The 25,822-nt window shown below is 57.3% G+C and carries 22 protein-coding genes and 1 pseudogene; 8 read left to right on the top strand and 15 right to left on the bottom strand.

Annotated features, from left to right (window positions below; translation table 11 throughout):
• Positions 1-63 precede the first annotated feature (63 nt).
• Positions 64-1,476: an MATE family efflux transporter gene (locus IVB24_RS10130; protein WP_247772811.1), complete on the bottom strand. Its 1,413-nt coding sequence runs from the start codon at positions 1,474-1,476 to the stop codon at positions 64-66.
• A 1,083-nt stretch (positions 1,477-2,559) separates the two neighbouring features.
• Between IVB24_RS10130 and IVB24_RS10125 the strand changes: the two genes are divergently transcribed.
• Positions 2,560-2,814, top strand: a complete 255-nt coding sequence (locus tag IVB24_RS10125; RefSeq protein WP_247772810.1) for a hypothetical protein — start codon at positions 2,560-2,562, stop codon at positions 2,812-2,814.
• A gap of 99 nt (positions 2,815-2,913) precedes the next feature.
• Positions 2,914-3,119: pseudogene (locus IVB24_RS10120) on the top strand (cold-shock protein).
• A 488-nt stretch (positions 3,120-3,607) separates the two neighbouring features.
• Here the strand turns inward: IVB24_RS10120 and IVB24_RS10115 are convergent.
• Positions 3,608-4,111 carry an ABC transporter substrate-binding protein gene (locus IVB24_RS10115; protein WP_247772809.1) on the bottom strand — a complete coding sequence of 168 codons (504 nt, stop codon included), beginning with the start codon at positions 4,109-4,111 and terminating at the stop codon, positions 3,608-3,610.
• A complete protein-coding gene (locus tag IVB24_RS10110; protein WP_247774292.1) occupies positions 4,017-4,265 on the bottom strand; it encodes a hypothetical protein in 249 nt (82 codons plus the stop codon). The genes IVB24_RS10115 and IVB24_RS10110 overlap by 95 nt, the downstream gene beginning before the upstream one ends.
• Before the next feature lie 540 nt (positions 4,266-4,805).
• Here IVB24_RS10110 and IVB24_RS10105 point away from each other — a divergent pair.
• The 4 genes from IVB24_RS10105 (at position 4,806) to IVB24_RS10090 (ending at position 8,066) form a co-directional block, all read left to right on the top strand.
• Positions 4,806-6,005 (top strand): pyridoxal phosphate-dependent aminotransferase, encoded by a 1,200-nt coding sequence (locus tag IVB24_RS10105; RefSeq protein WP_247772808.1) that lies wholly within the window; start codon positions 4,806-4,808, stop codon positions 6,003-6,005.
• A complete protein-coding gene (locus tag IVB24_RS10100) occupies positions 5,935-6,477 on the top strand; it encodes an isocitrate lyase/phosphoenolpyruvate mutase family protein (protein WP_247772807.1) in 543 nt (180 codons plus the stop codon). The genes IVB24_RS10105 and IVB24_RS10100 overlap by 71 nt, the downstream gene beginning before the upstream one ends.
• 63 nt (positions 6,478-6,540) lie before the next feature.
• Positions 6,541-6,825 carry a hypothetical protein gene (locus tag IVB24_RS10095; RefSeq protein ID WP_247772806.1) on the top strand — a complete coding sequence of 95 codons (285 nt, stop codon included), beginning with the start codon at positions 6,541-6,543 and terminating at the stop codon, positions 6,823-6,825.
• Positions 6,826-7,157: 332 nt separating this feature from the next.
• Positions 7,158-8,066 (top strand): LysR family transcriptional regulator, encoded by a 909-nt coding sequence (locus tag IVB24_RS10090; protein ID WP_247772805.1) that lies wholly within the window; start codon positions 7,158-7,160, stop codon positions 8,064-8,066.
• 228 nt (positions 8,067-8,294) lie between these two features.
• Here the strand turns inward: IVB24_RS10090 and IVB24_RS10085 are convergent, their stop codons facing one another.
• The 3 genes from IVB24_RS10085 to IVB24_RS10075 all read right to left on the bottom strand — a co-directional run bounded on the left by IVB24_RS10085 (position 8,295) and on the right by IVB24_RS10075 (position 9,534).
• Positions 8,295-8,840, bottom strand: a complete 546-nt coding sequence (locus IVB24_RS10085; RefSeq protein WP_247772804.1) for a DUF2285 domain-containing protein — start codon at positions 8,838-8,840, stop codon at positions 8,295-8,297.
• 46 nt (positions 8,841-8,886) lie between these two features.
• Positions 8,887-9,081: a DUF6499 domain-containing protein gene (locus tag IVB24_RS10080; RefSeq protein ID WP_247407479.1), complete on the bottom strand. Its 195-nt coding sequence runs from the start codon at positions 9,079-9,081 to the stop codon at positions 8,887-8,889.
• A gap of 174 nt (positions 9,082-9,255) precedes the next feature.
• Positions 9,256-9,534, bottom strand: a complete 279-nt coding sequence (locus IVB24_RS10075) for a DUF2285 domain-containing protein (RefSeq protein WP_247410966.1) — start codon at positions 9,532-9,534, stop codon at positions 9,256-9,258.
• 358 nt (positions 9,535-9,892) lie between these two features.
• On the opposite strand from IVB24_RS10075, the gene IVB24_RS10070 reads away from it, so the two are divergent.
• The gene (locus tag IVB24_RS10070; RefSeq protein WP_247453963.1) at positions 9,893-10,174 is read left to right on the top strand and encodes a helix-turn-helix transcriptional regulator; all 282 of its coding nucleotides are present in this window, start codon (positions 9,893-9,895) and stop codon (positions 10,172-10,174) included.
• Positions 10,175-10,972: 798 nt separating this feature from the next.
• Positions 10,973-11,230: a hypothetical protein gene (locus IVB24_RS10065; RefSeq protein ID WP_247410969.1), complete on the top strand. Its 258-nt coding sequence runs from the start codon at positions 10,973-10,975 to the stop codon at positions 11,228-11,230.
• A gap of 551 nt (positions 11,231-11,781) precedes the next feature.
• Here the strand turns inward: IVB24_RS10065 and IVB24_RS10060 are convergent.
• The 9 genes from IVB24_RS10060 to IVB24_RS10020 form a co-directional block, all read right to left on the bottom strand.
• Positions 11,782-13,158 carry an aspartate aminotransferase family protein gene (locus IVB24_RS10060; protein WP_247772803.1) on the bottom strand — a complete coding sequence of 459 codons (1,377 nt, stop codon included), beginning with the start codon at positions 13,156-13,158 and terminating at the stop codon, positions 11,782-11,784.
• A 736-nt stretch (positions 13,159-13,894) separates the two neighbouring features.
• Entirely contained in the window at positions 13,895-16,315 is a 2,421-nt protein-coding gene (locus IVB24_RS10055) for a CoA transferase (RefSeq protein WP_247772802.1), read from the bottom strand.
• 388 nt (positions 16,316-16,703) lie between these two features.
• The gene (locus IVB24_RS10050) at positions 16,704-17,492 is read right to left on the bottom strand and encodes an SDR family NAD(P)-dependent oxidoreductase (protein WP_247772801.1); all 789 of its coding nucleotides are present in this window, start codon (positions 17,490-17,492) and stop codon (positions 16,704-16,706) included.
• A gap of 189 nt (positions 17,493-17,681) precedes the next feature.
• The gene (locus IVB24_RS10045) at positions 17,682-18,893 is read right to left on the bottom strand and encodes an aminotransferase class I/II-fold pyridoxal phosphate-dependent enzyme (protein ID WP_247772800.1); all 1,212 of its coding nucleotides are present in this window, start codon (positions 18,891-18,893) and stop codon (positions 17,682-17,684) included.
• A gap of 764 nt (positions 18,894-19,657) precedes the next feature.
• Positions 19,658-19,963, bottom strand: coding sequence for a transposase (locus IVB24_RS10040; RefSeq protein WP_247774067.1), 306 nt, complete (start codon positions 19,961-19,963; stop codon positions 19,658-19,660).
• 251 nt (positions 19,964-20,214) lie between these two features.
• Positions 20,215-21,561, bottom strand: coding sequence for an LLM class flavin-dependent oxidoreductase (locus IVB24_RS10035; RefSeq protein WP_247469697.1), 1,347 nt, complete (start codon positions 21,559-21,561; stop codon positions 20,215-20,217).
• A gap of 1,083 nt (positions 21,562-22,644) precedes the next feature.
• Positions 22,645-23,355: a hypothetical protein gene (locus IVB24_RS10030; RefSeq protein WP_247772799.1), complete on the bottom strand. Its 711-nt coding sequence runs from the start codon at positions 23,353-23,355 to the stop codon at positions 22,645-22,647.
• A 586-nt stretch (positions 23,356-23,941) separates the two neighbouring features.
• Positions 23,942-24,832 (bottom strand): crotonase/enoyl-CoA hydratase family protein, encoded by an 891-nt coding sequence (locus IVB24_RS10025; protein ID WP_247772798.1) that lies wholly within the window; start codon positions 24,830-24,832, stop codon positions 23,942-23,944.
• 240 nt (positions 24,833-25,072) lie between these two features.
• Positions 25,073-25,636 (bottom strand): aminotransferase class III-fold pyridoxal phosphate-dependent enzyme, encoded by a 564-nt coding sequence (locus tag IVB24_RS10020; protein ID WP_247772797.1) that lies wholly within the window; start codon positions 25,634-25,636, stop codon positions 25,073-25,075.
• Between the last annotated feature and the right edge of the window lie 186 nt (positions 25,637-25,822).

Genomic DNA, 25,822 nt, shown 5'->3' with positions numbered 1-25,822 from the left:
TCACAACCGCACGGGCAAGCACCCCGGCATATCGTCGCCGCTGGCATCAGTGATGCGCGCGCATCAGAGAGGGCGACTTGCTAAGTGGCGGAACCGCAGCACGAGGATCGCCGCATAGATTGTGAATCCGGTCGACAAGCCAATCCATATACCGACGGCCCCCAAACCGATCTTCAGACTGAGCCAATAGCTGAGGGAAAAGCCGATCGGCCACCAAGCAATAGTCGCAAACAGCAGCGGCACCCGCGTGTCCTTCAGCCCGCGCAGGCCGCCTGCCGTAATGCACTGGGCGGCGTCAGTGATAAAGAGGGTTGCGCCGACGATGAGGAGCGTTGCAGCGAGGCTGATCGTTGCCTCCGAATCGCGAGCCGTTCTGCCCAGAAACAGCTCCACGACCTCAAAACGCACGGTGATCAACGTAAGCGTTAGCGTTGTAGCTATGACCATACCGAGCAACATCGCCGCCAGATTCGCCCGCTTGACGCCTGCACGGTCGTCGCGGCCGGCGGCATGGCCAACGCGCATGGCAGCAGCCGTCCCAATGCCGAGATAAATCATAAACAGGGTCGAGGAAACCTGAACAACAATCTGGTGAGCGGCCAGTGCGCTGTTGCTGATCGAGCCCGCAACGAGCGACGTGGCTACAAATAGTCCCGACTCGATCAATGAAGCGATGGAGATCGGCGTCCCAAATGCGATGAGCTGCCGCATTGCGCGCCAATCGAAACGCCAGAGATCCGCAAGCACATGGTACTCACGGAACGGCCGGCGCAGTGCAGCGAACCACAAGCCCGCCAAAAACATGCCGCAGTTGACCAGCGTGGTCGCAAGACCTGCCCCGAACAGCTCCAACCGGGGCAGCCCAAGCTTCCCATAGGCCAGAATATAGACCAACAACGCATTGAGGGGGATGGCGGATAGCGTAATCCAGAAGACTGGCTGTGGCCGATTGACCCCACCCATGAAATTGCGGATAGCCAAAAACGCCAGTGCCGGAGCCGTGCCGAGGGCTAATCCGAAGAGGTATTGCTGGGCGAGCTGCGCCACATCTGGGGTCTGGCCCAAGGCAAGCAGTATTTGCTCTGCTCGCAGCGCCACAGCAATGATCGGGAATGACAGGATCAGGGCCAGCCATAGGCCCATGCGCAGCGATCGCTGTACCGCGCCTAGATTATTTTCCCCAAACGCCCGCGCCGCCAAAGGCGCGATGGCACTTAGTAGTCCCACGCCGAATGTGACGCTAATGAGATAGAGCCGGCCTGCCAGCGCTGCCGCGGCGAGCGCCTCAGCGCTGATACGCCCGATGAAGGCAAGATCAGTCGTCATCATCACAACCTGCGCAACCTGCGTCAGCACCATTGGCAACGCGAGCTTCGCGGTTTCGCCCAGCTCGATAGAGAAGCGACGGATAGCCGCCCGTCTCGTCCCTTCTGGTCGCGAGATTAATGCCGGCTTTGTCTTGGCTATCTTGTCCATATCATCAGGCCGCCGTTTGCCTCGGCGAACGAAATACCGCTTCTTTCACGGAGTATTACGTTCTGACGTGAATTCGCGGTCAGCCTGCGATGCTGCTCGCGGGCAAGCCTCGTGCGACCGCACGTTTAGACGCAAAAACGGACCACGGCTTGGCCGCTGGGCTTCGACCAGCGCGGCGCCGATTTTCGCATGCAATAAGCGCCAAGGAGAGGTTGCAAATGCCGCGCCAGAATTGGCCAATCACCGCAATCGTGCAATGGAAACGGCGCGCATCGGGATGGAGCCAGGTCGATCATAGAGGCGATTCATGCGCAGGCCACTGCGTTGATGCCAAAGATTGGAGGGCCGAAGTCGGACCCGATCCATGCCACGAACTGAAGACTTATCATCCCACAAGCCATCCCTGCACTCCTGAGCAATCGATGGGATCTCGCTCTTCAAAGCCCATTTCACTCTTCAAAGCCCTGCCAACTGCGACGGATTGAATAGATGCTCGCTCTTCTCCAAGCGGACTTGTCGGGAGATCGACAGCACGTCGCAAACAAGACAACCGGCATCGCCTGCTCAGCGGCGAGAGGGCGGCGATGCGCCACATGGCGAGCGTGATTTCATCCGTTAGGAGGACCTAGCGGGATTGACTCGTTTGCTCGACTGGATCACAGACATCGATATGCAATCACATTGATGAGCTGCGTGGCCTCGATCCCAGTCTTGGCACCTTGGAAAATGACGTGCTCTCGACATTGGTGGCACAAGTTAGGAAGCCATAGACGTCGATCGTGACTTCCCCTTCCTGGGCCTTGCGCGGGATTGTCCAGGAAAGGCTGCATATGAATGCGGTACTGTGCTGCCTCGTTAGCCTTATCCGGCAAGGTTTTCGTTTGAAAGCGCTGATGTACGCTACCCGGCCGAGGCTAGTGCCGGTATCGTCGGGAGTTCCTTGAATCTTTGCGTGCGCATGTGAGCTTTCAGCTATCCATACTGAAGATACTTGCCGGCCAGCCGGGCGGCCGAGCCGCTCTTGAAGTCGTCAAACAGCACTTGGCCATCTTTTACACCAGCGGACCCGAGTGGGCAGCGCGCATGAAGCGCATCGCGAGCCGCGAGCCGAACCTCGATATCTTCGGACAAAAGCTCATCGACCGCGAGGTGGGATACTGGACCATCACTGAGGAGGGACGGAAGGTCCTCGAGGTTCTTGAGAAGCTCGATCGAGGTGTGGCGCAAGGCCAGCCCGAGGCACAGGCCGATGAGCCAGCTGGCGATGAGCGACGGCCTGCCGGCTGCGCCGCCACGACCTATCGCCCGCAGAAACCGTCCTGGCGTAAACGGTTGTAGACGCGTGACGGGCGCTCAACGCGAGGGGTCGCCCGGACGTCCTTATGGTCAGGCAGTTCTTCGAATTAGATCGCGGAACTTCAGTTTGGAAATAATGCAATGGCATTGGGGACTGTGAAGTGGTTCAACGCGGCCAAGAGATACGGCTTCACCAGCCAGAAGACGGGGGAGCTGGCATCTTCGTTCACATCAGCGCGGTCGAGAAGGCCGGCTACACCAATCTCGCGGAAGGCGTTCGGGTCAGCTACGAGCTGATGGCTGGTCGTTCGGGCAAGATGAGCGCCGAAAATCTGCGCATCGGCTGATCGGCTTGCCCTGAGGAATCTGCAAAGCTTTGGCGTTTCTGAATTAGCTTCTGGCTTGCGCGAGAAGCATCGACTCAGCACTCTCCCGGCCTGAGGCGTTTCCTGTCCGACGTACGATCAGCGGCGCGCATCGGAGCGCCGTGCGCGGCGCTTATCGGGATCGCATTCTCAAGCAGAGATTGCAGTGAGGGATGCGACAAATCTCTCGGCCTGCTTCAAGGGCGAACACTGGATCCGCTGGTTCACTCCGTTGGACGCGCGAAGATCGATTTTGCCATATAGGCCGATCGGTAGCTCCCGGTTGTCGTTGAAGCGCCGGTCCGGGCCGCCCTTACGATTCACGTAGCGCCAAGTCTCGTCTACGACAGTCGCGTCGGCGGGCGGCGTCTCTTCCTCGACAAAGCGTGCGCTTCGAAACATGAATTCAACGTCTTCGTAGCCGAACCCGGCAACAGTCTTGCCGGCACTAACCAGGATCGCGTCAGGTGTCAGATAGAACGTCTCTTTTCCGGGTCCGCTCGCTGGCGAGCAGGCCGTTCACGCGCGCGGAAAGCTTGGGAATGATGCGCTATTCGATGCCATCGAACGGGGGAGCGACCGCCCCAATACGAATCGTGGGCAGCCAGCGAGACACGAATATCGAGCTTGTGGTCGACGAGCTTGTAAGGACCGCTTCCAACAGGGGCTGTGGTCCACCGCTCCCACGAGCCCGCCGCCACGAAGGCGCGCTGACTGACGATCTCCGATCCCCAAGCAGCCGAACGCTGCTCGAGGAGCGCGTCGCCGCCCTTGGCATGCACAATGACGATAAAAGGATCAACGATTTCGACTTTCTCGAGCCGATCAAGCGAGTGAAGCGCCTGGGACATTCCGCGGCGTCCAGGCCCGAGCAGGTGGTCAGGACCAAGACTGAAGGCGACATCTTCGGCGGTCAAAGACGTTCCGTGGGAAAGCCACTCCCTTGCGCAGGAACAGCCGCAGTGACTGCGCATTGATCCGCTCCCAACGCTCGGCCAAGCCGGGCCGTAGCGCCATATCATGGGCATGGTCGAAGGTGATCAGCGTTTCGAAAAGCTGCGGCATGGTCCGGTGAATGGCAGTATCGGTCGCGATGACCGGGTCTAACGATGGCGGAAATCCGGACATGGCGACCTTGAGGCGGCGACGCGTCAATGTCTTAGGCTCACCCTCCACGGCACCGGCGCATGTGCTGGCCAACACGCTTGCGGCAACCGCGCCTGCGATGGCTTGCCGTCACGTCAGTTCGATATGGGTCATCACCCCCTCCGGTTCCACTTCCATTCCTACGGATGCCACGCCCGCGAATTCTTAGATCGGCACTGACATTGGCGGACCACCGAAATTGGGCGCTTGTGTCATCAGGCATATTCGCGATTGTGTGCGACCTTAAAACCTGAACTGCTACGGCAGGACGACATTAAATCGAATAATTCGATGTAAGCTTGCGAAGATGCGATAGTTGGCGCTTCTAACGCAGGCTGATGAAGAGGGAGAGCGAAGACGCAACGTACTGCGAACGGCCCAACAGCGCCGCACGAAGAAGCGATACGATTATTGTAATCTTCGATGATTTTATCCAATGCCGCGATCCACCGGTTAGTTTGGTCGTTCGCGTTCGGATAGACGCCACGAAACCGCTCATTCGAAATCGAAGGATATTGCGTCTTGTCTCTCGTTTCAGAACGGCTCAAACTCGTCCGTCCCTCTCAAACCAAGGTCATGACGGCTCGCGCCGCCGAGCTGCGCGATCAGGGCGCCGACGTGATTACGCTTAGCCAGGGTGAGCCGGATTTCGACACGCCGTCCGCTATCTGTGAAGCTGGCATCCGAGCCATCCGCGACGGGAATACGAGATACACGGCGGTCGCCGGAATCAAGCCACTGCGGGCAGCGATCGGCGAGAGCCTCCGTCGCGATCATGGCCTCGATTACGGTATTGACCAGATCACGGTGGGCTGCGGCGCCAAGCAGGTCGTGTTCAACGCCCTATTCGCTAGCCTCGATCCGGGCGACGAGGTTGTGATCCCAACGCCATGCTGGGTCTCCTATCCCGACATGGTGGTGCTGGCCGGCGGCAAGCCGGTGCTCGTCGCCTGCAGCGAACTCGACGGCTTTAAGCTCCTCCCCCGGGCGCTGGAGAAGACGATCACGCCGCGCACCAAATGGTTGATGTTGAATTCGCCATGCAATCCGACCGGCGCAGTCTACAGCCGAGGTGATTTGCTCGCGCTCGCTGCGGTGTTGCACGAGCGTACCCATGTGCATGTGCTATCCGACGACATCTATGAAAAGCTCACCTACGACGCCGACTTCGCAACAATGGCCGCAGTCGCGCCGGATCTCTACGAGCGCACACTAACAGTCAACGGCGTGTCCAAAGCTGACGCGATGACCGGTTGGCGCGTCGGGTATGGTGCCGGACCTCTGGCGCTAATCAAGGCCATGAACCTCATCCAGGGCCAGACTTCTTCGCACACCAGCTCGATTTCTCAACATGCCGCGCTCGAGGCGCTGTCAGGGAGGCGGGACCATATCAAAGAGTTCGTGCGCGCGTTTCTGAAGCGCCGCGACCTTGTCGTCGCCAAGCTGAACCAGGCCAAGGGGCTTGCTTGCCGTGTGCCGGACGGTGCCTTTTATGTTTTCCCCTCTTGCAAGGGGGTTATCGGCAAGCGCACGCCGGACGCCAAGCTGATCGAAACAGACAGTGACTTTGCGACGTATTTGCTCGACGCTTTCGCCGTGGCTGTCGTGCCCGGCAGCGGCTTCATGGCCTCGCCCTATATCCGGATTTCCTATGCTTCCTCGCTCGAGGACCTCAACCGCGCCTGCGACCGAATCATCGCCGCCTGCGCGACCCTGTCCTGAAAGCTATTCTGATGTCCTGCCAAAAGCCTGCGCGCCCGCATGGCCGAGACTGGCCTGGTCCACATCATGGGCCGCCCACAGCCCATTTTCGGCGATTCTCCCGGAAGAAGCCGGACTTGACGGACTGTGGGCGTCCGGCTTTGAGCTGTCTGCGCCTTATGGGCTGCAGGACATGAGCCTCATCTCAATGACACAGCATATGGACATGCTGCGGGCGATCGCCGGACGCACGAGGCTGCCGATCGTCGCGGACATTGATACGGGCTATGGCAATGCGATTAGTGTCATTCACACTATCACGGAATATGAGCGGGCCGGCGCCAACGCCGTTATGATCTTCGAGGCCGCCATCACGGCCAGATCGGACCCTGATTTCCTCGTCATCGCCCGCACCGAAGCCTTTAATGCCAGCCTCGGCGAAGCGGAGGCCTGCGTCGGGCGCACGCTTACGTGGACGCTGGCGCGGACATGATCCTGATCCATTCGAAAAGGGCGAATCCTTCCGAGATCGATTTCGCGCGCCTGGACCGGAGCGGTGCCGCTGGTGATCGTGCCGAACGCCTACCCTGACATCGAGTCGAAGCGGGTCAGAACGTTGGGCAATATCAGCATGATGATCTTTGGCAATTACGGCATCCGTGCTGCTGCGAACGCCATGCAGGAGACCTCCCGACGGATCATCGCTGACGGCGGCGTCCAGAACGTCTACAAGGTATTCTGGTGGATGAGACCATCAGAATCCAGAATATGCACGAGGTTAAGGCGGCTGAAGCTCGCTTCCTTCGCTGCACGCTGCGCTGATACTGCTGTCGAGATTTGAGAAGGAACTCAGGAGCGCGCTCTGCTCCGGCGCACTCTAAACGCTCTTAAGATGTGGTCCTGTCGTCTAGACGACCCTCGATGTCCACTGCTCCATCAGCGTTAGCCCGCTTGGCGGCACCTCGAGATCACCTCTTAAAAAAGCGTCGACGGGAATCGGTAGTTGCGGGCCAGACCGCACGAACCGTAGCAAGAAGGCGGATTTTGCGCGTGAGAAATCGTTCATAAGCGGCAATCCGGCTACACACATCAACTAATGTGATGGAGCATTCATTTCCGGCAATGGCCCGCCGTGACAATCAGCGGACATTCCAGGATCTACCGGAGCAGAAAATGGCTGCCGAACACAATGAAGTGCCTCTCAATGCTATACGGGTGTTTGTGACCATTGCGCGCGAGGGAAGCGTAACGCGTGCAGCGAGCACATTGGGAACGACACAGAGCTCGGTCAGCCGTTATTTGGCTGTGTTACAAGACTACTTTGGCACCGATCTTGTGCAACGGCGAGGCCGGCGGAACGAATTGACTGAATTCGGAAGGCTCTTCGCGAACGCGGTTGCCGAACCGCTTGACACAGTGTGTTTCACCGCGAAAAGGATGCGGCGTAGGATCCGAACGGACGCTAATCGACTCGTGGTCCACACGTCTCTTTCCACCTTCGCATACTCCTTTCTGATTCCGAATCTCCAGGCGTTCTCTGCCGAGATGGGCGGCGTAGTCGTCGACGTGATCAGTTCATTGTCTCCGCCGAGATCCTCGGACAATTTCGACATCTTGCTCACTCGCGATCTTTGTATCGCTGAACCGGCCGACGATTGGGCGATCTACAATGAGACGCTCGTATGCGTAGGTTCGCCAAATCATGTCATGGGAAAAACGCTCTCAGCTGTCCGTTCAATGCCAATTCTGAACATCACATCGCGGCCCGACATACTGCCAACATGGCTTAGGGCCATGAACCTTTCCGCAAAGGACATCAAGTCGGGGGCGCGATACGATCATAATTACCTTGCTTTGCCGGCCGTCATAACCGGAAAATGCCTGCTGGTGGCGCCTGAAATTATTGTCAGCGATCTCGTGCGTACAGGGGCGCTCGATGTGATACCAGGATCGCGCACTTCAAGCGGCATGCAGTATCGGGCGTATGCTGTGGACCGAAGTGATAATCCCGAGATCGCTCGTGCCTTTTGCCGATGGGTCGCTCGGCTCTGCAAAAGGGCCGCAATTCCGGAAGCCGCCTAACCGCGTATTCGGTCCGAGCAGAAGTTCGATCGATGCTTTGAATAATGCTACCACGTCCATTTGCACGTGCAGACCTTCCCGATCGACGGCGAGGCTCATTCTTAGGCGAGTACCGCGGCCAACCCGCAGTCCAAAACGCTAACCGCGCCTCGCTAGAACCTTCCGCCTTCAAACCGGCCGACGACAATCGTCTTGTGAGATATCAGGGCCGCACCATCAACCAAAAGCTCAGGACGCCTCGCCCCTGTCTTTGCGGTTGCGACGGAGCAATGCGCGATAGCCGCCTCGCATGAGACGCAGCCCCGCCCGGACCAGGCGAATGGTCCGGCTGCGGAGATGGTCTGTTTTCCAGCCGCGATCGGGAATACGATGCTTGCCGAATAGGCCTTGCGCGATTTCGCGATAGTTGTTTCCTTCCAAGGACCCATCGACTGCACGCAAGGCGAGGATAAGCCGATGACGGGTCAAGATTGGCAGCGTCAGAGGGGGTCGTCCGAGGGGCCGCCGTTCGATCGCCAGCCAAAGTCGATGAGCTGCCCGCACACGAACCTCGAAATTGCGATCGAGCGGCAGGTCGACAGCAAGCGATGAGCGCCCGGGTGGCAGTTCTGCTAGGAAAAGGCGATGCTTCGCTCCTCCGAGCGCCACGATGGCATGCCATCCATCCAGCGCGCAACGAAGCTCGCTACCCGCTAGTTTGCTGAAATCCAGGTCGTACCGTTTGGACCCCACTGAGCGGACAGCCGCGCGCACGGACAGCACGGTCGACAGCACTTCAGGCGCCCAGAAAATGGCTTGTTGGTCGAACGTCTTTTGCGGATCAGCTGCGAAAAGACAGCCCCCATCGCTGTCGGAAGTGATCCGTCGTCGCGCTGGATCGTTCGCTGGCGGCCAGGGCCATATAGTCTCTTTGGTACTCGCAATTGCGGCGCAGCCATTCCCAAGCTATGTCCACAGCTTCTGCTTTCTTGGCGTCAGGATAGGCTTCCTCTGATTTCCAGTCAGCACCCGGCATCGTACCACTTTCCCCGTATGTTCTTAACGCACATGCAAGGAATTGCAGCCTGACAAATGTGACCATTTATGGTTGCGCAAACACAGATATTCGCTGTTAAATGCAGTTACACGATGGGACGATCACATTTTGCGAATCGGACATCAACAGAAGTGACGTCCGTTTCGAAGGCATTCATTCCTCGCCGTTCGGCCAACCGCGCTGCAGGAGACGCCGAAAGCCGTGACGCGCCGCCCATTTGGCGCGAGCCATATGACTTTCAAAAGTACGGCGGGCGCGATCCGGATCCAGGGTGGGATCAATACCAAGCACAATGCGCGCGACTTCCCGCCAATCAGCGTTATCGGCCTCGGCATCCAGGAGACGCATATAGGTGACGGCATGTTGCTCGTCATAGGGCGTAAGCTGGGGCGCGTTGGGCGCGGAATCTGCGATCTTGGGATCGGACGGCACTGCCTGAAAGTCCTACCAGATTGAGAAGCATCGATTAAGCGAGGGTAGCGGTATTCAGAGCCTCTTCGTAGAGAACCGATTGTCGCGGCCTGAAACATTCCATGCTCGCGGTCCGTTACTCTCAGAGTGCGATCAGCAGAACTACGCTCGGCTGCCGCGCCCGCAGCTCGAATTAGCAGGTCGACGTCGGACACTGCTCGTCATAACTCGTCAGCCCGGCTCATTCGGCGCGAGATCTGGCAGCTCTTTCATTCAGCTCAGGCGGGGCGCTCTGCTCATCTGCGTTTTTGGAAAACTTACCGCAATAGTACGGTTATAGCCAGTGGTTTGATGGCCGTCGGAATGGCTGCTTTGGCGCATGAAAGCTCGTGCGCTTGTTGCCTGGAATGTGCGCCGAATCCGCGTAGACCGCGGTATTTCGCAAGAGCGGTTAGCGTACGATGCCCGGATTGACCGCTCCTATATGGGCGGTATTGAGCAGCAATCGCAGAACCCGACAATCGATATTCTCGAACGTATCGCGGAAACACTGGATGTTCATCTGGCTGAGTTCTTTCTTCAACCGCCGAAAGGCGCGGCGCCACCAAAGACGTTACGTAAAGGTCGCAAGCCCGCGCGTTCACGTCGCAGGACGAAGTAGCACGTTATCCCTGAGAGCTACCTATGACACGAGGAGTCTTGGCTACAGTTCTGCTTGAATGAACGTCGCGTAAGTTGCCAGAAGCAGAGACGATTCACGCAAAATTGTTCCTTAGCAGCTTGCGACATACAACACTATCAGCGATTCAAATCCTGTTCAGCCTACTCCATTGCGCTGTTCCTGCTCGAAATCGCAAGCGCGCTAGGCTAACTGCATCGATCCCTACGGGCATGCAAAAAGCGCTCAAGGACGCAGAGGCAAAAGAGCCTCGGCTGAGCGCAGATTCATCGGCAGCTTGGACGAGTCGTGGACCCAAAAGGAGGTCCCGCCGAAGATTTTCTTGGCTCCGAAACTGTGCGGCTAGCGGCGCGAACGAAGTAGTCCGCGAAACACCTGACCGCTCCACTCAAGCCGCAACCTCCTAGCGGTTTTGATTCCTTCGACGAAAAATATGCAGCCGAGAGATTCCTATGCATTTTTTTCAAGCTCCTGCCACATGCACTGCGAGCGTCCTTGATAGCGGCCCGCTCATTCTGTCGGATCTGTTGGAGAGAGCATCAACGCGTCCCTGACGGCGGCAGTGCACGTTTGCTCGTTTTCAGCACAAGCGAAAGTGGATCTGCCTTCCCTAGAGTTGGTAGCGGGACTTGCTCGGTGTTTGCTGTAGACTTCCATCGAGATCGACGATCGGTTCGCGACGGAAGCGCCGCAATTGGTGACGGCGATCTGCCACGATCGTTCGTGATTACTGCAATCCTGGGGCGGTAATGACGGGGCCAGACTCTTGGACTTATGGTCATGAAGCTTGTCGAATATCCTTCCGGAAGCTCCGCCGGGTCGACGGTCTTTGTTGGCAAGAATCGTTTTGGAAACTGGGTCGTCCGTGAGCAGAATGGTATTTTCGGAGGTCTGTTCGCGAGCCGCGCGCATGCGCTCAAATACGCGCTCTCTGAGAATGGCCAACATCCAGACACTATCCTCGAGGTATCTCGCGAGATCGACATCTTTTGCCGCAATCAGCATGAGGCGAAAATCGGCGCAATTGAGCAAGGCTAGTCGCTTCTCGTGAACAGACCGCTACGCCCTTATGAGCATGTCGCTTCCGGTAGTACGACTACGAGCGGGATCGTCGGTCTTGCGTCAAGAGGACGGGAACCCAATCGCATCTTCGTCGAACACTGTCCCCGTGGGCACGCAGGCCATATCCCGGATGGAATTCTGAACTGGTTGGGATGCCTTCGACCCTCAACTCCGAGCTGTCGAAATCAGCCCCTTGATTGCAACTCAACAAAGTCACGACGGTAGCGCTCGTACCCTCGGAGCTGGTCAGGGTCAAAAACCGGCTAGGTGTATCGCTTCATCAGGCATTGGATCGGACTGTATTTGGAGTGGCCGAGCGCCTCAGGGCGAGGCCCTAGTCGGGCGCTCCGCCCGTGCAGCGGAGTGCGGACGAGCCACCACCAGGCGATAGACCAGCTCATCACCGCTGTATCCCACCTGGATATCGCCGGCCCTCGCTTCGGCGCCCTCGATCACGGTCGGACGGCAATCTTTGGCCGGAGATCATCTTAACGGCAGGAAACCAAAAAGCATTGCCGAGACAGCGCTCATTTGCGTACTGTTATCTCACCCAACAGGTCTTGATGGCTTTCGAGAAAGCCTGCGAACACATCCACGATGAACTCAGCATCGGTGCGCGCCATCGGCGTCGAAATCGATGCGGCAGCACCATACGGCAGGATGATGCCATTCTCCGCAAAGAAGCGTGTGAGGTCCTTCATTAGAGTTGCTCCGGCAGGCGTGGGATAACTCTCGCGATAGTCATTCGGCGCTTCTGCCTGCGGATGAATGCGAAATAGCGAAGCGGCTCCCGTAACATACAGCGGCGCAGCCAGGTTAGAGATGGCGCGGCCAATCCCGTCACGAACAATGTCCCCAAGCATCTCCAGACGTGCAAAAGCGGGATGATCTAGATGCCGCATGGCGGTCAGCCCCGCGGTCATGGATAGAGGATTGGCGGAAAACGTACCGCCTTGCGGAAGCAGCGGTCGACCCGCTGAGGCATCAAATACCTTCATTACGTCCTCGCGACCGCCGATTGCTCCAATCGGCAACCCGCCGCCGATGATCTTGCCCATCGTGATGACGTCCGGAGCAAGGCCGTAGCGTGCGGAAGCACCCTGGAAACTCTGCCTGAGATTGAGGACCTCATCAGCGATGACAAGAATGCCGTTTTTGAGGGTCGCTTCCTGCACGGCAGCGAAGAATTCAGGCTTCGGCGCAATGAGGCCGCAGCGGCTCGGCATGGGATCCAGAATGACAGCGGCCAGATCGTGCGCATTTGACGATATCAAGCGGCGCGCGCCTTCAACATCATTGAAGCGGAGCACAACGACTTCATCGAGCACGCTCGCAGGCATCCCGCGATAGAAGGCCGTGGACTTGGGCTCGATTGCATCACCCCAATTGTGCGGTGCCGCCGCTTGACTGACCTCGACCCAATCATAGGCACCATGATAGGCGCCCTCGAACTTGGCAATCTTCGAACGTCCGGTGAAGGCTCGCGCAGCTTTGATCGCAAACAGCACGGCCTCAGTTCCCGTATTGACGAAGCGAACGCGATCAATCCGCGGAATGCGGCCGCAAAGTAGTTCGGCGAGTTCGATCTCGCTCTCCGTCGGATTGGCGAAGCAGCTACCGCGCTGGAGTTGATGGGTTAGTGCTTCGACGACGGGGCCGAAGGCGTGTCCATGGATCAAGGTCGTGAAGTTGCAATTAAGGTCGAGAAACCGGCGGCCGTCCACATCGAACAAATAGCTGCCCATCCCACGATCGATATAGAGCGGAGTTGGATCCCGCTCAATCGTCACTCGCGAAGTGCCGTCTGGGAAAACCTTTTGCCCGCGGGCAAAGCTTTCGTTGGACCGCCGGCTAGCGCGCGATAATCCGGCCACCGTACTCGAACCTGCAATCTCCTGGTTCACCACAACCTCCTCGATTTCCTTTGAACTCTTTTGCTGAGTTGCCGGACCGAAACCTGTTGAAGTGCCGACTTTCGACACCTGTAATTGGGGAACTGGTCCGGAGCGTCGCTCTTGTGTAATATGAGGCCAATATGAGCATCGCGGCGACCGAGATAACTTAGACTAGAATAGCTGCCCGCCTCCCAAACCGCTGGCATTCGGCGTGTGCTCTCACTTTCAAGATGAGCTGGGTACGTCACAATCTGGAAGCCCGATGGTAACAACTGCTGGCAGGCGCGCCTCGGGCGTCACTGTAATAGCCGCTTTGGATCGCGGGTTATCACTTGGCGGCTGCGTCTGTCACAGGCTCTGCTGATGGCCTCAGACTAGCTCATCAAAGCCTTTCCGGCGAATAGCTGACTTACCGTACACATTAGCAATCAATGGAGATACTACCTACTCTGGTGAGATGAGAGCCGTCTCGCTACGCATCGGCTTGAAGCTGCACCAGACAAAGAGCCGCCTACTCGTTTTGTGCCCCACCGGTCGTCGAATTCTGGCTTGCGACAAATTGTTCTCTTCGGTCGCAGCATTTGGCGCAGAGCTACCTTTCACGTGTGGTGGAGTACTTCTGGGGTATCGCGCTGCATAGCTCTGAACAAGAGCGCCACGATGACTCTCTGGCTTCCAAGCCTGAGAGTTCGTTGGTCCGATCTAGTGTTGATGTTTCAACCTTGCGATACCGTCTTTGTTTTTGTTAGCCCCCTTCTGAAAGCATCACTGAACCGATGATACCCTCCTTGGCCAAGTCCGCGATCTCGGTGTCGGAAAGCCCAAGAAGACCTGATAGAACCTCTGTGTTGTGTTGTCCAAGCGTCGGTGCCGCTGAGCGGATTGCATAGGGCCCTTCACCTTCCCGAATCGGCATGGACGGCTGTGGATGCCGACCGATGAAAGCGCGCTCAATTTCTTGCAGATACCCGCGCGACCTAAGATGCCGATCGCTGAGCAGATCAATTGGAAGGCGGGCCACGCCGGCCGCAATCCTTGCGGCCTGCAACTCGGACATCGCCTGGTCGGCCTCGCGGGCGATCGTCCAGCCTTCGATCTCTCTCTCGATCAACTCCTCGATATCGCGGCGATCTTCCGCAGATCTCAGCGATGCGTCCATGGCCCAGTCTGGCCGCCCAATAAGTCTGGCAAGTCTCTGCCACATGTCCTGGTCGGTGGCGGCTACCACGATCCAATTGTCCTCACCTGCACAGCGAAAGCAGCCATGCGGCACAAACTGCGGATGTCGATTGCCGTATCTTATCGGCAAGGAGCCGTCGATCGAATGGACAATGATCCATGGCGCTGCGAAGGGTATCATGCATTCGATCTGCGCAAGATCAATGAACTGCCCCAGCCCTGTGGTGCGGGCGTGAATAAGCGCAACCAGAACTGCAGCGCAGCCGTTCAACCCACCAACGGCATCTCCAAATGCTACGTGGCTCATCGCAGGTGGCCCGTTGGTCTTGCCCACCACGCTCGGCAACCCAGAGCCTTGCTCGAGGGTCGAGCCGTAGGCGCGGCAAGTGCGAAGGACGCTGTTCGTGCCAAAGGCTGACATCGACATCATGACAAGGCGAGGGTTGAGCGCTCTGAGCACGTCGTAGCCAAGCCCGAGCTTTGGCAGCACATCGGCCGAATAATTGTCGACGACAATATCGGCTTCCCCTGCAAGCCGCTTGGCAAGAGTGCGGCCCTGCTGCCGCGTCAGGTCAAGAGTAATGCCGCGCTTATTGCGGTTCGCCATGCAGAAGCGTGCCGTCTTTTCATACATTTGCTCCTCGATGTAAGCAGCACGCCGGTCAACGCCGCGCCACCAGTCCGGATACTGGATGGCTTCAATCTTGATGACGTCCGCACCGAGATCAGCCAGCGTGCGCGTACACAGCGGGCCCGCCCAGCCCATCGAGAAGTCAAGAACCCGAATTCCCTGCAGTGGCGCCCCGCCTGCATCGTTGCAGCCTGACGATACCGACGCAGTACCGGTGAGGCGTCTTCCTGTATCCGCGAAACTCTGCTGCTCGCCTGCAGCCGGAACCTTGCCGCCCCGACGCGGCGGCGTCAGTGTCAGCCTTTGCATCGAGCCCGGCGTCTGGCCCCATTCTTGGCCAAGCAGGACAGGCACGATTGCACCGCGCTCCCTCTTCTCCGCATCCTGCAGCAGATCGGACATATCGGGTGCCGGAACGATCGGGATCTTGCGTTTCAATCCTTCCGCAAGCCACTCGTGCGCTGTGCGCGTTTTCAGCCGCGGAATGAAGTGTCTCTCGATCCGTTTCATGTGTTGCAGACGATCGGCGCCGAGAACGAGAGCCGGATCGTCACGCAGTTCGGCCAGATCAAGCATGTCGCAGAAACCGCGCCATTGTGCCGGAGTGATCGTCGTGACGCCGAGCCAACCCTTTTTGGTCTCGTAAATGCCGATCGGAAAATTTGGCCAGAATCGGTTGATGCCAATCCGGCGCATCACGTCGCCGCGCTCATAGGCCTCGAACATCTGATACTCGCTCAGAGCGAGGCTCGATTCAAAAATACTGAGAGACCACGACCGTCTTCTCCCACCGGCTTTTTCTTCCGGAATCGTCGAAGAAGCCGCGGCGATGAAGCCCCACAGACCAGCCAGAATACCAGTCTGGTAATCCGGTGCGTGCAACGGTGGGCCCTCGACAGCTCCAGCCAACTTGATGAGGCCGGCGAGCGCGCGGACGGTCGCATCGGTTGCGGCGAATCCTGCATAGGGTCCACCTCCGCCAAACCAGCTTGCTTCGAGGTAAGTCAACCTGGGACATCTCTGCCGAATGGCGGCAATATCAATGGAAGGGCAATCTGCGGGATCAATATCGCGCCCATCGATCAGAATGTTGCAACCTTCGATCAGTGCCGTCAGCTGCGGGATCGCGTCCGGGTCGGCGGCATCAATGACCAGACTTGACTTGTTGAAGTTCAGGAATGCAAACCACGCGCTTTGGCCAGAAGCCGTGAGTGGCGCGCTACCGCGGAGTGGATCTCCTCCTGGCGGTTCGACCTTCTGAACGTCGGCGCCGAAGTCGGCAAACAATCGCGCGCAATAGCTGGTCGCGGCGGAGCTACCGATCTCGACGACCCGCAGATGCGAAAACACTTCCATCGAGGGTCTTATTTTCCCCGCCATCCGATACTCCGCATTGTTACTCGCTCGCAACGCAAGCCTGCAGACGCGGCGAGCGCGGCACCTCCTACCACGCCATTGGCGGAAGGGGCCGTACTGCAAGCCCGTGCAAACAAGCCCTTATTCACTCCTGGCATCATCCGGACCCGATATCGTTGTTGATATTGAACATCCGCGAAAAAGAGGCATCAAAAGCCGACACGAGGGGACCCCCGTCGCCGACTGGCATATCCGCTCCAGTCCATCCATCCTCTTCATGCTCCCGCGCGACTGTATGCCGATTGCGCCGCGAGACAGTTGAAGACACGGTCAGCCTGAGCGAAACCAGCATTTTAGTGGCGGCGATCAAAATGCGATATGCATCGGCTTACGCGGCGAACTCGCCGCCTGTGATATCGATGGTTGCGCCGGTGATAAAGCCCGCCATCGGCGAGGCCAGAAAGGTTACGACGTGCGCCACCTCTTCAGCAGTTCCAAAACGGCCGACCGGAATCCTGCTCAGAGCGGAGCGGTTGACCTCGGTCTCGGGTGGTCCAGTCAGATCGCTGAGAATACGCCCAGGAGCGATACAGTTGACTGTGATACCATGTGGAGCGAGATCCCGCGCAGCAGCGCGGGTTAAGCCGACCAGCCCCGCCTTCGATGCAGCATAATGTGGGCCTGCGATCATCGGCATGGCGCGCCCCGCGAGTGACCCGACATTGATAATGCGTCCATAGCCGTTCGCGATCATTGCTGGCGCCAATAGCCGCATAAGAATAAACGGTCCGTTGAGATTGACATCGACGACCCGCCCCCATTCATCTAAGGACGTCTGCGAAAGCCAAGGTGTATTTTGGTCCACGCGCTTAGGGGAGATGCCGGCATTGTTCACCAAAATCGCTATTTCGCCCCAACGTTCCCGGATGTGGTCAACAAATCCCTGGACATCATTGTGTCGAGTTACATCAATCCTCTCAGCATAGAGCCTATCTTCCGGGCGGCCGAGAAGGTCAAGCGCGCGCTCGACATGCTCCGCTTTTGTCGCTACAAATGCTACGCGATAGCCATCGGCCAACAACCGGCGCACGATCTCGAGTCCGATCCCGCGCGCTCCTCCGGTCACAAGCGCAACGCGCCGGTCGCTTTGACCCCTGAGTTTTCCTGGCTTCGGCATAATCAGACCGTCCCAAACAGCGTAACGAGCGAGTGGCGCCCCGCCGAGAACATTGGCGTAAGCGGTCTGGAGGCACCTTCGGCGTCGAACAATGGATCGAGACTTGACGAACTTTCATTATTCTTTCCGGCATAGGGGGATAGCAGCCGTACCGGGCAGCTCCATGAATTCGTCGGCTGACTCATTACATCACCTCAGAGGGTATGGCTTTCCGGTCGTTTCGGCCACTGCTTCCAAAATGCAGTCGCACAATCGCTCTATATCGTTGTCTTCATGATCGGCCGTAATGCACACCCGAATCCCTGCCTTTCCTTGGGCGACCGTCGGGAAGAACGTCACCGAAGTGTAGAAGCCGGCATCGAGAAGCTCTTTGGCTATTGCAATCGCCTTGGTTTCCGATCCTATTGCAATCATTCTGATGGGAAATGAATTTCCTTGCTGAGCGGTTGCAACATGGTCGTCAAAGACCTTGATACGTTGCGCTAACCGCCTCTGACGCTCGCCGAGTTCTGCCGAGCGATGAATCCTGCACGAGCCAAGTGCCGCGCCAACCGCCGCCAGATTGGGGGGCACCGAAAACGCATAGGGGATAGAGTAGCGCCGGAACAAAGCTTCGTGATCAGCCGTTCCGAGCATCACCATGCCGCCCGATGCGCCGAAGCCCTTAGCGAGCGAGGCCACTATGATCGTCCGGTCACCCAGCACTTGCGGAAACTGAGAGCGAGCAAATCCTTCGCCTTGGCGTCCGAAGATCGATATTCCGTGAGCATCGTCGACATAGAGAAAGAGCCCGTACCGTTCCTGAAGTTCGCGCAGTTCCTTGATAGGCGCGTTCCCTCCCATAGAGTAAATGCCATCGCATACGTAAGCGACAACCGGATGTTCGCGGCACAAGCGTTCGAGAGCTTCAATGTCGTTATGCGCGATCGTTTCCAATCGCGTTTCATCAGCGACCACCGGCTTGTGATAGGCCAAGGATATGTGCGCAAGGCGGTCGAACACGACAAGCGGCTTTCTTCCGCCTGTCAGTTGGCCCGAAGCAAGGAGGGGCATCATACCTAGATTAGCGAGCATGACGGTGGAGAAGGCGATCACGCGTGCGCAGAACATCTCCGAGAGGATTGCTTCAAGCTCTGCCAAGAGATCGAAATTGAGCCGCGTTCGTGCGCATGACCAGTGCAAGGACCGATGCGCCTCTATCGCGTCGATCGCGCCAGCGACGATCACGGGATGATTGTCCAAGCCAAGGTAGGAACATCGCACGAAGTCAATTTTTTCCGGCCGGCCATCAAGCGACCCCGAGCCCAAAGCAAAGGCACGTCCAGTCATCGAACGTCCATGGACAGCCATGAGACCAGCCTCATGAGCTGCATCGAAATACGAACGGCTCTTATCGATCATGTATGCCGTGTTCCGAAAATGTCCGGCCGGCCGACCATCCTCAGAGAGAGGGCTACGCTGTGGCATTTGATTCTCCGTCCTATTTGCCAAGCATGCAGATCCGACGGATCGGCTGAGTAGCACGGTAGGCGCTTCCACGACCGCTCACACCGAATTTTCTACGCGCAGCTCGATCGCTTCCTTAGTTGGATAGAGACTTTATATCGGCGGGATCGGTTGGGCAGCTACCAACTCGGATAGCTTAAATTTGACAGAGTCGAACAAAACGCTGAGACGGAGCCCGAACACGAGAACCACGCTCCTTTCATGGACAAGATCGGAAACGAAACCGCGCACACCGAATAAACAGCGGCCACAGCTGCAGCTCTCCAAGATCGCGGCCTGAATGTTGGTGCTTCTTGTTCGCCGACCCGGGTAGCCATGGGCAAACACTCGCCCGATTTGAATTGGGCTTAAGGGCCACGCTGCTTGGTCTTGCGCCGAGTTGTCTGGCAGACCCGATAGCACGCCTTTTTTTGACGGAGATCGGTCGGTGCTTGCTGGGAAGCCGTAGCAGTTTTGGAGGTCGTCCGTCTCCCCCGCATTGGGTTCTGCGGCCGCGGTACGGCCGGACGCGCCATGCCCAGGTGGCAATGTGCTGGCAGATAGTCGGGCTCGGTTCGGTCGTACTTCCATACAGAGCGGTGGCAGTGCCGCGGCCATCCTCCATCAGAACCAGACTATGCGGCAAGCTCACCACGCAGTTCCAGCGCAAATGATCAAGCTCAACTGCCCCTTAGTCTTGCAACTTTCGTTGGTCGGGTCTGGCTTTGCCGGCGATGTGCACGATCCTGCACACGCTCCCCCATTAGATCCAAGTGATAGGCAACCGGCAAGAACGCGGATGATTTGCAAGGAAAGCCGCTCAAGGCAACCTGACAATTGTCTTGCTCGTCGATCTGACCGAAATATTGCCGTGCAACCCTGACCGGATGCCGCCCCTTCGTACGAAAGCCCGTATCATCAATGATCAACGCTTCGATTTCTCGTGACATTCGGTGCCCCAGCACCAACTCACGGTACCTGACCAACACCTGCTGATGCGACCAGTCGCCTCGACGGCCGCCACCACGCGACGCTCTTGCGATCACGACAGCATAGATCCGCCAAACGGTTCCAACATGCTCCGCTCACGTTCGTATCGAAAACCGCGACGCTACGTCCCCCGATTAGCCAGCCCCATCTCAATCTCTCCTTGCTGAACGTTCAAAGATCCATCACTCCTGGAGATACGGGCCAACTCTGACTATCCTAGCCCGACCTCAGTGAAATTCAGTTGCGGTCATCGACTGCTTTGCGCGAACCGATTAAGTGGCCGCTTGAGTCCGAGATTCTCTCTTAATGTTTGTCCAGAGTACGTGGACCTGAATTTACCTCGCTTGCGCAATTCCGGGATGACGAGTTCAACAAAATCCTTGAGCTCGCCTGGAACAGTTGCTGGTAGCACGTTGAATCCGTCAGCAGCACGCTGGTCAAATCTATCGACCATGGCGTTGGCGATTTCGTCCGGCGTTCCAACAATCATGAGATGGCCCCGGCTGTCCGATACGAAGCGGATCAGTTGTCTCCAGGTGAATTTCTGGCGTACGGCCAGATCGAGGAGCGTCTTCTGACGACTCTGGATAAAGTTCGTCCGCGGTAATGATTCAGGTACTAATGAGTCGAGGTCCATCGAACGGATATCAGTGACAAATCCCAGCCAACGATCGGCGGTCCCAATTTGAACGTCAATGTGAGTATACGATTGTAGCCTTTGCAGCTTGGCGGCGGCTTCTTCCTTGGTCCTGCCAACAATCGGAACAATGCCAGGCATAATTAGAACCTGATCGTCCGTCCGCCCAAGTGCGCGTGCCTTCTCTTTGAGAGTTGCGTAGTATCGTTTACCGCTTTCCAAACACGGTTCGGCGGTAAACACTACCTCGGCCAGAGCTGCAGCGAACCGTATTCCGGACTCCGATGCGCCCGCCTGAACCAACACGGGATGTCCTTGAGGCGGCCGTGCGATGTTCAGCGGGCCTCTGACTGAAAGGTAGTCTCCTCGGTGATTGAGCAGATGCAGCTTCGTCGTGTCGACAAAAATACCTGTTTCCTTGTCGCGAACAAACGCGTCGTCTTCCCACGTATCCCAAAGCCCCTTGACAACTTCTACAAATTCTTTCGCTCGGGTATAGCGCGTGTCGTGATCTGGAAGCTCTTCTTCGCCGAAATTTGGGGCCTCGTACTTATTTCCCGAGGTGACAATGTTCCAGGCCGCCCGTCCAAGGGAGAGGTGATCAAGTGAGGCGAGCATCCGTGCAAGGTGATATGGCTGGTGGTAAGTCGTTGTCGCTGTCGCTACGAGGCCGATGTCCCGCGTTCTCGATGAAAGTGCCGACAGTAGTGTGATTGGCTCGAACGTGTCGTTTCGGCTCACACGCGCAATATTAGCGTTATCTTGTTCTACAACGCTAGGGCTGTCGGGGATAAACACGAAGTGAAATGCCGCAGCTTCGGCAAGTGCTGCTAGGTGAGCATAGTGGTTGACATCAACTCCACCATTGGCAGGCACGCTCGGATCTCGCCATGCACCTTCGTTATATCCCGCCTGAATCAGGTATAATCCGAGCGTCAGTTCACCATTGCGCTGCATGTCGTGTCTCCCGTTGAATTGGACTAACTAGCGCACCATGTTCGGTCGGTAGTCCTCGTCTTTGAACAGAACAGATGCCTTACTCGTTCGCTTTTCGTAATGCTTGACGGTCTCGTCGATTGAGCCGCAAATGGTTGCCGCGCTTGCCAGTTTTTGTGAGATCCAGAGGATCCTAACGCGCGCCGCCTGAGAAACATTCGTGCTTCATCGTGGCCACCGATTTTCGGCAGCCTAACGGTTTTCCCGAGACACTCGCTTGCTGTCGCCGCAAGTCACTTAAACCGGCGCCGACGTGTATCGACCGATAAGTGACATGCTTGCGCTATGTAGATCAATTACTAGCAATGGTAGTTGATGGCACTGCACGTTCGGCGGGGGTCCTGTAGCACGGCTCGAAGTTGACTAGAGCTCTGGTCGCACAAACTAAAGAAATGCTGATTTCGGAATAGCTGGTCGGAGTCGACCGAGCTGACGCGTGCTTAGCGCTTTAGAGTATTCACCGTGGCTTCTGCGATAATCATCTGCGAAGTGGTTCGCGCGCTCAAATGGACAAGAGCACGGTGCATCGGTGCGCTCGAGTCCGGATCGTGCAAAATGCACGATCACGATCACTCCCCTCGGTCGCGGTGTAGTTGTCGGCAGATCACCGCATTCACCGGCTGGAGCGAAACTGGTCAGTCGGCAATCGTCGGAAAGCTGCGGATGGATCATTGCTCGGCTGGGTGGTGGTTCCAAGGTTATGTAGGAAGCACCCTGGCGGGCCATATGCTGTTTGAGCCGGATGGCGCGGTGATCGAACGATGACGCTTTCCATGGGAAGCTGGGTCCCGCTCGATCAGACGGATTTTGAAACCCGTCTTTCGACGTGCATGAGGTGGTGGTGGAAGCGAGCGCCAACAGCATGGCCGTGTCACGCACCTATGCCGCAGACCTGGTCTTTTCATCGTTCGGGCCGCTCACCAACTGCCGGATGATGTGCGAGCGTCGATCGGTCCACCCTTTCGTAAGCTTGACCGGCTGGCGGAAGACTCGGTCCTGCTCGCGCCCTTAGGAGATTTGATGAGGATCACCGTGAGCGAGACTTCAGGAGGCTAAAGCCGACTTGCTGCTATCGTGAACGGCAACGAGGCTTCTCAACTCCTCGCCGGTTAGCCAAACAAGCAGATCGTGATCAATGATGTTCTCCTCTACCAGATGTAGTATCGAACCACCGTGTTCATAGTGGGCATGTCCGTATTGCGCAAGAACGCCCTTCTCGAGCAGCCAGCGCTCTGCAAGTCCACATACGAAGTCGGGAGACCACATGGCAAATGAAGCGCCGCGCAGTATTGCAGCCATGATCGTGGGTATGCCTTGTCGCCTAAAGTCGCTGCGCAGCCAAAAATCTCCATGGTAAGCTACTTTCCCAGTAATCTTCTTTGCGGTTGGCGCAGCGCAAGTACAACGGTCCTGAGGATGTGCATGTACGGCTGGTTCGGCGTAGAACGCCCTCAGAGATTCAAGATGCTCTGCAAAGTTACTGTGCGAAAGGTCATAAAGTCGAGCAGCTTGTACGAGCGCAATCTGCTTGTCCTTGTCGACGCCCACCATCCAATATCCCTCACCCGATTTGATCGGCGAACGATCTGGCCGAAAGTTTGGATATGTCGGTTTCTTTGTTGGAAGGGCCCGTGTGATCGAGACGTACTCATTGAAATCAAATCCTATCGAAAGCTTGATGCCTTTTTGGGCGGCGGCATCGTCATATACCCGAAGGAATCGCGAGACTTGCAACGGATTAACTACGGATTTCATTGCTGCACCTCGTTTCTAATCTGATGAATGCGTGTAGCCTCGACAACTCATCCAGCTCGCGTGTACAGCACAACCAATGAACCAACGGTACTACCTATCCTGATGAGAGATGCGTGGCAATTGATGAGGCCATTCGCATGATTAGTCTTGCGGCGGCAAACCGTTCTCGAGCGGCACCGGATCAATAAGAGCTGCGGCCTGCGGCAAAGCACATTGACCAAGCCGACGCGAGAAGCTGCAGTCCCTCGATGGCGAGCTAAGGCCGACGGAGCGACATGGTCAAGTCGCACAAATTGCTCGAGAGCAACTCCCAAAACAGAAGAAGGCTTCGGCTCAACCCGTGCCTTCCCGCACGGTCGGATACTTTATCCAGCCATCCTGCTTATCTTTCAATCTGCATTCTTGCAGGGGCGCGGCGAGACTGGTTGAGCTGAGTTACCAAGAATGCCATCGCTGCCGATGAAAATCCCGGCCGCTCGCTAGACTCACCGACTCGTCGACGAGCTGATATCAGCGGATCGGCACGGCCCGGAAAATTGCCTCATCGAGCGGCGCGGATCGGCTAGGCTGGTAGGGCAAGGAGCCATCATTTGTACTCTCGTTCCGTCCACCATGGAAAAAAATCCGGCATGTCGGCCGACACCTTGTCTCTGAAAACTGCGGGCCGCTTCTCCAAGAATGCCATCACACCTTCCTTGGCATCGGCGGAACGCCCGCGCGTATACATACCGCGGCTTTCGATCTTGTGGGCTTCCATCGGGTCATCTGCACCTAGCATGCGCCACATCAACTGCCGGATTAGCGCAACAGATACGGATGAGGTCTTGTCGACGATTTCGCGAGCGAGCTCACGCGCGGTGGGAAGCAGTTGTTCTGGCGGCACAACTTTGCTAACTAGCCGACCGGCAAGCGCTTCCTGTGCCGGAAATACCCGCCCGCTGAGAGACCACTCCAGCGCCTGTGCGATGCCGACGACGCGCGGCAGGAACCAGCTCGAAGCTCCCTCCGGAACGAGGCCACGCTGCGAGAACACGAACCCAAAGCGCGCGGCTTCAGAAGCGATGCGGATGTCCATCGCGAGCTGCATGGTCGCGCCCATGCCGACCGCCGGCCCATTCACGGCGGCGATGACGGGCTTCAGACACTTGAAGATCCGCATCGCGATCTTTCCACCGCCGTCGCTGACCTTCGGATCGCTGTAATCCACTGCGCCATCGGGCAGTCGTTTAACCGGTCCACGCCGCGTGTCGCGGTCAAATGTGTCGCCGCCCGAAGATAGATCGGCGCCGGCACAGAAGGCTCGTCCTTCGCCAGTCACGATAATGGCGCAGACATCATTGTTCTTATCCGCTCGATCAAAAGCGTCGACGATCTCGCGCTCCATGGTTGCGGTACAGGCGTTGAGCTTATCCGGCCGATTTAGGGTTATCGTAAGGATTTGCTCCGCAATGTCATATTTGATGGTCTGGTACGCCATGGTGTTCCTTTCAGATACTTGAATTAGTTGGGCGGTTCGCTCACTCGATCCCAGTCTGCTTCAGCGCTACGGCCAAGGCTTCCTCAAATATTTCAAGGAGCCTGATTTAAGGTGTCATGATTAATCGTGAGTGCTGGCAAGAACTTTATAACCTGATCGATTGGCCCGCATCGTTCGATGATCAGTCCTCTCTCAAAGGCCTTGCGCGCCGTGGTTGCTCCAGCCTCAGTGCTTCGGCAATCAAAGCCCACCGCCATGCCTCGCCCTCGAACGGCAAAACTGTTTCCATACTCTGATGCAATGGCTTGTGGACGTGCGAAAGAGCCGATTGCCGCTCGCGGCAACCGCTCCTAAGCTCATGCCATCATATCCATGCGTGAATGAAATATGGCTCTGACGCCGGGTGACTTTGCGTGAAAGCTTCAGAGCTGACTCAATAGCATTAGCAGCTGTCGGCCCTGAGAACTGGAATCGGTAGCGCAGATACCGCTCTCGAAGTATGAGAGAGGAAAACGTCTCCATGAAGCCGAGCTTTGCCGGAGTGGCCATGTCAAGCCCGTGGACCATGGCATCCGACGCAAAATACTCAGTAATGTCAGCTTCGATCTGATGATTGTTATGGCCGTAATTCAATGCTCCAGCATCAGACGGAAAGTCAGTTGGCTGTCGACTATACTCCGTCAGCATAACGGGGCCGCGCGCTCGACTGAAAATAGCCGGAATCGAACGTGAGTACGATCGGACGGTTGACTTGAGGACTTCGAAGGCTTGCATCTTACGGGGCTCGCCAATGAGTTCATCCACGATCGTCTCCTCCACCAACCTCAGACGTATCAGATTGCGCAAGCTGTGGACTTAGCGAGCGGGACGTGCCGCGCGTCTCGGCGCGGCCTTCCCCGCGTGCTCTCCCAGAAGGCCCACTCACTTACCAGATAACCGGCAACGACGGACCTACTAGGATTTATGGGTTGTGACTCAAAGAGCGACGCA

The organism is Bradyrhizobium sp. 192 (genome assembly GCF_023100965.1).
Taxonomy (GTDB): Bacteria; Pseudomonadota; Alphaproteobacteria; order Rhizobiales; family Xanthobacteraceae; genus Bradyrhizobium; species Bradyrhizobium symbiodeficiens.
The sequence above is the reverse complement of the archived record's forward strand: the minus strand, read 5'-3'. Positions and strand labels throughout refer to the sequence as shown.

What these genes read in the sequence shown, in the direction of transcription:
- IVB24_RS10080 (WP_247407479.1), bottom strand. Translation starts at nt 9,081, where the DNA reads ATGCCGGGTGCTGACTGGAAATCAGAGGAAGCCTATCCTGACGCCAAG.
- IVB24_RS10110 (WP_247774292.1), bottom strand. Translation starts at nt 4,265, where the DNA reads ATGTCCGGATTTCCGCCATCGTTAGACCCGGTCATCGCGACCGATACT.
- IVB24_RS10035 (WP_247469697.1), bottom strand. Translation starts at nt 21,561, where the DNA reads ATGCAGCGCAATGGTGAACTGACGCTCGGATTATACCTGATTCAGGCG.
- IVB24_RS10125 (WP_247772810.1), top strand. Translation starts at nt 2,560, where the DNA reads ATGAAGCGCATCGCGAGCCGCGAGCCGAACCTCGATATCTTCGGACAA.
- IVB24_RS10115 (WP_247772809.1), bottom strand. Translation starts at nt 4,111, where the DNA reads ATGCGCAGTCACTGCGGCTGTTCCTGCGCAAGGGAGTGGCTTTCCCAC.
- IVB24_RS10050 (WP_247772801.1), bottom strand. Translation starts at nt 17,492, where the DNA reads ATGCCGAAGCCAGGAAAACTCAGGGGTCAAAGCGACCGGCGCGTTGCG.
- IVB24_RS10030 (WP_247772799.1), bottom strand. Translation starts at nt 23,355, where the DNA reads ATGAAATCCGTAGTTAATCCGTTGCAAGTCTCGCGATTCCTTCGGGTA.
- IVB24_RS10025 (WP_247772798.1), bottom strand. Translation starts at nt 24,832, where the DNA reads ATGGCGTACCAGACCATCAAATATGACATTGCGGAGCAAATCCTTACG.
- IVB24_RS10130 (WP_247772811.1), bottom strand. Translation starts at nt 1,476, where the DNA reads ATGGACAAGATAGCCAAGACAAAGCCGGCATTAATCTCGCGACCAGAA.
- IVB24_RS10045 (WP_247772800.1), bottom strand. Translation starts at nt 18,893, where the DNA reads ATGATCGATAAGAGCCGTTCGTATTTCGATGCAGCTCATGAGGCTGGT.
- IVB24_RS10090 (WP_247772805.1), top strand. Translation starts at nt 7,158, where the DNA reads ATGGCTGCCGAACACAATGAAGTGCCTCTCAATGCTATACGGGTGTTT.
- IVB24_RS10055 (WP_247772802.1), bottom strand. Translation starts at nt 16,315, where the DNA reads ATGGAAGTGTTTTCGCATCTGCGGGTCGTCGAGATCGGTAGCTCCGCC.
- IVB24_RS10070 (WP_247453963.1), top strand. Translation starts at nt 9,893, where the DNA reads ATGAAAGCTCGTGCGCTTGTTGCCTGGAATGTGCGCCGAATCCGCGTA.
- IVB24_RS10100 (WP_247772807.1), top strand. Translation starts at nt 5,935, where the DNA reads ATGCTTCCTCGCTCGAGGACCTCAACCGCGCCTGCGACCGAATCATCG.
- IVB24_RS10065 (WP_247410969.1), top strand. Translation starts at nt 10,973, where the DNA reads ATGAAGCTTGTCGAATATCCTTCCGGAAGCTCCGCCGGGTCGACGGTC.